Here is a 6,351-nt window from a genome sequence, read left to right on the forward strand (position 1 = left end):
CGGTCACATGATGTGGCTAACTTGGCTCAACAGCGCGAAAGGAGGTGATCCGATGTCTCATGGTTCAGCAGAGAGGTCGGCAATTTCCGTCGCGAGGCATTATCGCTGATTTCTGATTAAGCGATAAAGGTACTCGCTGGCGGCACTTCCGGCCGCTGACCATGCGAAGGGCCGTACCGGTGATCCGGTGCGGCCCTTCTCATTTGTGGCCAGCCACTCCCCCGTACCTTACCGGAAAACCGGTGCGACCTTATCGTTTGGGCGAACCGGATTAGCCCTTGGGCGTGACCCAAACCTCAACCGGCGTTATGAACTTGCCCGGCGCCGGCTTGCCGACATGAACCCGGTCTGCCGTGACCAGTTCGCCAGTGGCAAGGTTGAAGCTGGCCCAGGGCTTGGGCATGCGCCCGAAGGTCATTTTCTGGATCGGCTCGCCGGTGGCCGAATTCATGATCGTTGCAATGATGCTCATGGCGCCGCCGCTAGAGACAGCATCCCACCGCGTCCACGCACCGGCTGGCAGTTTTCCACGCCTCGGCAAATCAGGGTTCAGCCCTGATCCCATTTGCGCCCAATGGCCACCGTGCTATGACAAATCAGTCGTGATGGAAAATTACTTTTTTATTGCATTAAACGTAATTTTCATTCAACGGCGCGCAGTCACTCCATAGCAAGGATCCCCTCTACCATGGCGAGTCTCGCCGATGCCGGCCTGAAGTTCACCACACTGCCCCACCCCGCGCCCGCCAGCAGCGAGGCGCGCGAAGCCGTGCTCGCCAATCCCGGCTTCGGCACGAACTTCACCGACCACATGGTAGTAATCGAATGGACCGAGGTTCAGGGTTGGCATGACGCGGTCATTGGCCCGCGCGCACCCATCGCGCTCGATCCGGCGGCGGCGGTGCTGCACTATGCGCAGGAAATCTTCGAAGGCCTCAAGGCTTACAAGCAGGCGGACGGTTCGATCGCCCTGTTCCGCCCGGAAGCCAATGCGGCACGCTTCAACCATTCGGCCGAACGCCTGGCCATGCCGACGCTGCCCGAGGACCTGTTCGTCGAGGCCGTCGAGCGGCTGGTCCAGATCGATCGCGCGTGGATTCCGGAGGCCGAAGGAGCCTCGCTCTATCTGCGTCCGTTCATGATCGCGACCGAAGCCTTTCTCGGCGTGCGTCCGGCCAAACAGTACAAGTTCATCGTCATCGCCAGCCCTGCCGGCAACTACTTCAAGTCAGGCGCACCGGCTGTCTCAATCTGGGTCTCGGACTACACCCGTGCCGCGCCCGGCGGAACCGGCGCCGCCAAGTGCGGCGGCAACTACGCCGCGAGCCTCGTGCCACAGAGCGAGGCCATGGCTCGCGGGCACGATCAGGTCGTCTTCCTCGATGCCGCCGAGCACAAGTGGATCGAGGAACTGGGCGGCATGAACCTCTACTTCTCATTCGAGGACGGCACCCTGCTGACCCCGGCACTGACCGGAACGATCCTGCCCGGCATCACCCGCGACAGCCTGCTGACGCTGGCGCGCGAGGAAGGGCTCAAGGTGGTGGAAGGCCGCTACAGCCTCGACCAGTGGCGCGAGGATGCCGCTTCGGGCAAGCTGATCGAGACGTTCGCATGCGGTACCGCTGCGGTGGTCACGCCGGTCGGCAAGGTTTCCGGACGCGATGGCGAGTTCACCATCGGCTCGGGCGGCCCCGGCCAGCTGACGCAGAAGCTCAAGAACCGACTGGTCGCGATCCAGCGCGGCGAAGCTGAGGACACCCACGGCTGGGTGCGCAAGATCGGCTAAGGCGGCCTGCCGCAACAGGACATAAAAAAGCCCCGAAGCAGCATACTGCTCCGGGGTTTTCCTTTTCAGCACCCTCGTCCTGATGAAAATCAGGCTCCCGCAGGCGTGTGCGTGATGTGCATGTGTGCACGGTCGCGCGCGTGGCGCGGTTCGGCGTCGTTCTGCTGCTCCACCGCCAGTGCGACGTGGCCGAGGCACAGCATCATGTTCATCAACCGCTGATCGGCGTCATCCAACGCGGCAAAACCCTTGGCGTCGAGGTAGTCGAGTGCACGGGGCAATTCACCCGCCACCGCCGCATAGAACGCCTCGCGTTCCTCCGCCGTCGAGTTGCCGCGCCTGCCCGCCCGTGCAGCCGAACCGTTCCGCGCCCAGCCAGCGACGTACGGCTCGAGCGCGGCGAAGCTTTCGGGAAGCAAGGTCTGCGTGCTCATGCCCTGGCTCCTTCCTGTTCGGCCCGGCCAGTCAGTTCTGCCCGATAGGCCTCGACCTTTTCCGAAACCATGTTGAACAAGTGGCGGCATAGCGATTCCTGCGTCTGGAAATGCAGGTATTCAAGCGCACCGCTGGCAAGGCCCTTGTGGCCACGCTCGATCACCGCGCGGTCCTCGGTATGGACGTCGCGGGCGACAGCCATGAAGTATTCGCGGGCAAAGCGCTCGCTGGGTGTCTCGTCTTCCCCGATCCAGTAGAGCCGGATCACCCCGCGCGACTTGTCAGCCGCAATCGGATAGACGGTGTGCGAGAAGTGCTGCATCGGCGAGCCGAACACGAAGAAGTTCGGGAACAGGCCGATGTAGTCCTTGGCGGTTTCCGCACCCAGAATGCCATCCGCCATCGCGCAAATGGCGCCGCGCTGGAAAGCCACCGCCTGCACGCCAGTGGGCGGCGCCATGTCGGGTTTCGTCCAGATCCGCTGCGAGCGGTGCGGCCCGTGGAAATCATAGGCCGTGGGATAGGCAAAGGGATTGTCCGGGCTCGTCGACGGCCCTGCTGCCGAGGGGTGGATGAAGCGCAGGTGGTAGTTTTCCTGGAAATTGTCGTAGGTCAGCTTCCAGTTGGCATCGATGTCATAGACATATTCGGAGAACGTCGTCGCGCGGGCCACCGGCATCATCTCCAGCTTGTTGGCATAAGGCCCAAGCCATTCGCGCAAGCTGCTCTCGGGCTTGCCGAAGTGCACGAAGATCAGCCCGCCCACCACTTCACAAGCCAACTGAGGAAGCGCGCATTCGGCCTTGGTCACGTGGAAGGATTCGAAGTCAGGCGCCGAGATCAACCCGCCATCGAGTCCGAAAGTCCACATGTGATAGGGGCAGCTGAAAGTGCTGCGCTTTCCCGCCGCTTCATCGACCAGCTGCGTGCCGCGATGCGTGCATACGTTGTGGAACGCGCACACTTCGCCATCCTTGCCACGCACGATCAACAGTGAGGCGCCCAATACTTCCAGTTCGCGGCGGATGAAGCTGCCCTGCTCGGGTAGTTCGCAAACGTGGCCGACCTGCTGCCAGCTGCGGCGGAACACCGCCTCACGCTCCAGCTCAAACCATGCGGGGTCGTAATAAGGCTTGGTTGGCACCGGATCAGTGCCCAGCCAGTCAAGCTCGTCCTGACCTACAGGGGTGAATGTCGTGGGTGAATTCATGGCGCTCTCTCCCGCCCGGATCCCGCAAACGACTCTGGGCTGCGACAACCGGTATAGGCCCCCGCCCCACTTTTTACAACATGTCTGTCGTAAAAATTAGAACGACTCGATTCCATGCAGGCGCATGATGCCCACCTGGGCTTGCGTCATGCGCTCGATGGCCTCCTCGACGGGCAGATCGGGCCGCACGCTGCCGCGATAGACGCGCGGCCCCAGCATCGCCCAGGTCAGCATGAGCGTGCAGTACGCCTCGGCATCGATACCGGCGGTTTCCGGACGCGAGGCAAGCTGTTCGCGCATCCCGGCGACAAGGCGGTTCCATTCGGGGTAACGGTCGACGATCGCGCCGGGCGACAGAAACTCCTCGGCCCACAGGCCGATCAATTCCGGGTTCTCTATTACGAAGCGGGCGATGTAGCGTGTGCGGTCTTCGCGTGAATCCCCGGGGGAGAACGCGGCCGCAAGCTGGCGGGACGACCAGTCCCTCACGGCATCCACCAGCGCCTCGCGGCTGTCGAAGTGGTAATAGATGGTCGTGCGGTTGACGCCCGTCTCGCGCGCGACTTCGGACAGCGAGAGCGCTTCCATGCCCTTTTCGGAAACAAGCCGCACCGCCGTTTCGATAAGAGCGGTGTGCGTTTCATCGAAAGCCTTGTTGCGCCGGCGCGCCGGCCTGGCCTTCGCGGGCTGTACCTGTGGTGTGCTCATCTTGTCCCGATCCGTTTGACCGGGCCGACCATGGGGACATGAGCGCTGACCGGCAAGCCCCGCGACGGGAAGATGTCAGTATTCGCCCTCTTCCACCGTGTTGAACTGCGGATGCACTCGCTTCCATTCGTACATCCAGTCCATGCCTTCGCGGGCACGGATCATGTCGTCGTCGCGCGGGGCCAGCGCCGACGTGGCCGCGCGTGTCACGGCTTCCAGCACCGAACTGTCCCACCCCTGCTCTTCCACCTCAACCGCCAGCGCATCGGCACCGGCCCGGCGCAGCATGACCGGCAACCGGTCGCGAAGCGCAGTGCAGGCCCAGGGGATCATCGGGCCGTTCACGTCCGGATCATAGCCCCACAGCATGTTATGCTGCGGCCCGTTGAGAATGTAGTGATAGTGCAGCACTTTGCCGAACACGTCGAAGCGAATGTATTCTTCGGTCCGGGCCGCGTTGAACACGTGGATGCTGGGGCCGCGCACCATGCGCTGCGGGCTGTCGCCCAGCGCCCGCGCCTCGACGGCGATAGAGACGGGCCCTGCCTCGAACCACTCGGCATGGTGGTCGATCATCGGGATCAGCATGAACTTGTGATATTGACCGCGGATCGTCTCGACGGTGCGGTTGCCCGGTGCATGGACAGGCGGCAGTGCGGCATCGGCATCCATGACAGTCTCTCCCCGAAATCGTTCCGGCCAATGCACGCCTGAAGCCCTCGCCTGTCAATCGCGGCGGCTTGATCCAACGTCCAGACGCCGCGCCCCGCTTGCCGCCCAGTCGCCAATGGCCAGTCCGCGAACTTTCAGGGCGCCGGTGGTTGCTCCGCGCCGGTGCCGAACCTACCTGATGACCTCCCCGCGATACAGGAGCCTCCGTCATGTCCGATCCCACCTACACGCCGCCGAAAGTCTGGACCTGGGACGCGGAAAACAGGGGCGAATGGGCCAAGATCAACCGCCCCATCGCCGGTCCCACCCATGAAAAGGACCTGCCGCGCGGCCAGCACCCGCTGCAGCTCTATTCGCTGGGCACGCCCAACGGGCAGAAAGTCACGATCATGCTGGAAGAGCTGCTCGCGGCCGGCAAGACCGGTGCCGAATACGATGCCTGGCTGATCTCGATCGCTGACGCAGACCAGTTCTCCACCGGCTTCGTCTCGGTCAACCCGAACTCGAAGATCCCCGCCCTGCTCGACTGCTCCGGCCCGGAACCCATCCGCGTGTTCGAATCCGGTGCAATCCTGATGCACCTCGCCGAAAAGTTCGGCCTGTTCCTGCCCACAGAGCCTGCCGCCCGCGCCGAATGCATCTCTTGGCTGATGTGGCAGATGTCGACCGCGCCGGTGATCGGCGGCGGCTTCGGCCACTTCTATTTCTACGCCCCCGAGAAATACGAATACCCGATCAACCGGTACACCATGGAAGCCAAGCGCATCCTCGACGTCGCCGACCGGCGCCTGGCCGAGAGCACTTATCTGGCGGGTGAAGACTATACCATCGCCGACATCGCCACCTGGGCCTGGCTCTCGCGGCTGGTCACAGGCGATGCCTATGGCGACGCCGCAACGTTTCTTGACATGGCAAGCTACAAGAACCTCGCCCGCTGGGTGGACACGATCGGCCAGCGCAAGGCAGTGAAACGTGGATCGGTGGTAAATCGCACCAGCGACGGCTTCATCGCCGAACGGCACAGTGCTGCAGACATCGACGCAGTCATGCCCTCCTGACGAGGTACAAAATCCGGCGTGGAAAATGTGCCCCAAAAGGCCTTTTCAGCGCTTGGATTAGCGGCTAAGCGCGGCACCTCTCTCGAAGGCTGCGCACATGCAGCTATTCCTGCTGGGGCGTCGCCAAGTGGTAAGGCACCGGTTTTTGGTACCGGCATTCGCAGGTTCGAATCCTGCCGCCCCAGCCAACCGAGTCTCTCAAGATTCAGCCTTTTCACAGTGCGTTACGAGACAAAGCTGAGCACAGTGTGTTGGACTGGGTAAGCCTCGGCTAGCCCCGGTTGGACACCAATTGTGTCAGGATTTGTGTCATGATTTTTGCTGTGACGGGAGCCGACCGGAGCATCGGTTATGGCAAGAGACGTTGCAAAGACACTCACACCCGCGTCGCTCGACGCACTGAAAAAGGGATCGCTGGCCGATCCCCTTACTCCTGTGATCGGCCCCCGCTGAGTGGTCCGTGTGATTTGTTAGTGTAA

7 protein-coding genes and 1 tRNA gene are annotated in these 6,351 nt (G+C 62.6%); 3 read left to right on the forward strand and 5 right to left on the reverse strand.

What is annotated here, in order from left to right; translation table 11 throughout:
• Positions 1 to 271 precede the first annotated feature (271 nt).
• A complete protein-coding gene (locus MTR64_RS13340) occupies positions 272 to 472 on the reverse strand; it encodes a hypothetical protein (protein WP_243994572.1) in 201 nt (66 codons plus the stop codon).
• Positions 473 to 688: 216 nt separating this feature from the next.
• Between MTR64_RS13340 and MTR64_RS13345 the strand changes: the two genes are divergently transcribed.
• The gene (locus tag MTR64_RS13345; protein WP_243994573.1) at positions 689 to 1,789 is read left to right on the forward strand and encodes a branched-chain amino acid aminotransferase; all 1,101 of its coding nucleotides are present in this window, start codon (positions 689 to 691) and stop codon (positions 1,787 to 1,789) included.
• 89 nt (positions 1,790 to 1,878) lie between these two features.
• Here MTR64_RS13345 and MTR64_RS13350 read toward each other — a convergent pair whose 3' ends face one another.
• The 4 genes from MTR64_RS13350 to MTR64_RS13365 form a co-directional block, all read right to left on the reverse strand.
• The gene (locus MTR64_RS13350; protein WP_243994574.1) at positions 1,879 to 2,223 is read right to left on the reverse strand and encodes a hypothetical protein; all 345 of its coding nucleotides are present in this window, start codon (positions 2,221 to 2,223) and stop codon (positions 1,879 to 1,881) included.
• Positions 2,220 to 3,434, reverse strand: coding sequence for an aromatic ring-hydroxylating oxygenase subunit alpha (locus MTR64_RS13355; RefSeq protein WP_243994575.1), 1,215 nt, complete (start codon positions 3,432 to 3,434; stop codon positions 2,220 to 2,222). Before MTR64_RS13355 ends, MTR64_RS13350 begins: the two co-directional genes overlap by 4 nt.
• Before the next feature lie 96 nt (positions 3,435 to 3,530).
• Positions 3,531 to 4,142: a TetR/AcrR family transcriptional regulator gene (locus MTR64_RS13360; RefSeq protein ID WP_243994576.1), complete on the reverse strand. Its 612-nt coding sequence runs from the start codon at positions 4,140 to 4,142 to the stop codon at positions 3,531 to 3,533.
• A 75-nt stretch (positions 4,143 to 4,217) separates the two neighbouring features.
• Positions 4,218 to 4,814: a DUF7700 domain-containing protein gene (locus MTR64_RS13365; RefSeq protein ID WP_243994577.1), complete on the reverse strand. Its 597-nt coding sequence runs from the start codon at positions 4,812 to 4,814 to the stop codon at positions 4,218 to 4,220.
• A 209-nt stretch (positions 4,815 to 5,023) separates the two neighbouring features.
• On the opposite strand from MTR64_RS13365, the gene yghU reads away from it, so the two are divergent.
• Both yghU and MTR64_RS13375 read left to right on the forward strand, forming a co-directional pair.
• Positions 5,024 to 5,872 (forward strand): glutathione-dependent disulfide-bond oxidoreductase, encoded by an 849-nt coding sequence (gene yghU, locus MTR64_RS13370; protein WP_243994578.1) that lies wholly within the window; start codon positions 5,024 to 5,026, stop codon positions 5,870 to 5,872.
• 113 nt (positions 5,873 to 5,985) lie between these two features.
• A tRNA-Gln gene (locus MTR64_RS13375) sits at positions 5,986 to 6,060 on the forward strand.
• Positions 6,061 to 6,351: the final 291 nt, after the last annotated feature.

This window comes from Novosphingobium album (ex Hu et al. 2023) (assembly GCF_022832385.1).
In the GTDB taxonomy this organism is placed as follows: Bacteria; Pseudomonadota; Alphaproteobacteria; order Sphingomonadales; family Sphingomonadaceae; genus Novosphingobium; species Novosphingobium album.

Coding starts and splice junctions, on each gene's coding strand:
- MTR64_RS13355 (WP_243994575.1), bottom strand. CDS start 3,434: ATGAATTCACCCACGACATTCACCCCTGTAGGTCAGGACGAGCTTGAC.
- MTR64_RS13360 (WP_243994576.1), bottom strand. CDS start 4,142: ATGAGCACACCACAGGTACAGCCCGCGAAGGCCAGGCCGGCGCGCCGG.
- MTR64_RS13365 (WP_243994577.1), bottom strand. CDS start 4,814: ATGGATGCCGATGCCGCACTGCCGCCTGTCCATGCACCGGGCAACCGC.
- MTR64_RS13350 (WP_243994574.1), bottom strand. CDS start 2,223: ATGAGCACGCAGACCTTGCTTCCCGAAAGCTTCGCCGCGCTCGAGCCG.
- MTR64_RS13345 (WP_243994573.1), top strand. CDS start 689: ATGGCGAGTCTCGCCGATGCCGGCCTGAAGTTCACCACACTGCCCCAC.
- MTR64_RS13340 (WP_243994572.1), bottom strand. CDS start 472: ATGAGCATCATTGCAACGATCATGAATTCGGCCACCGGCGAGCCGATC.
- yghU (WP_243994578.1), top strand. CDS start 5,024: ATGTCCGATCCCACCTACACGCCGCCGAAAGTCTGGACCTGGGACGCG.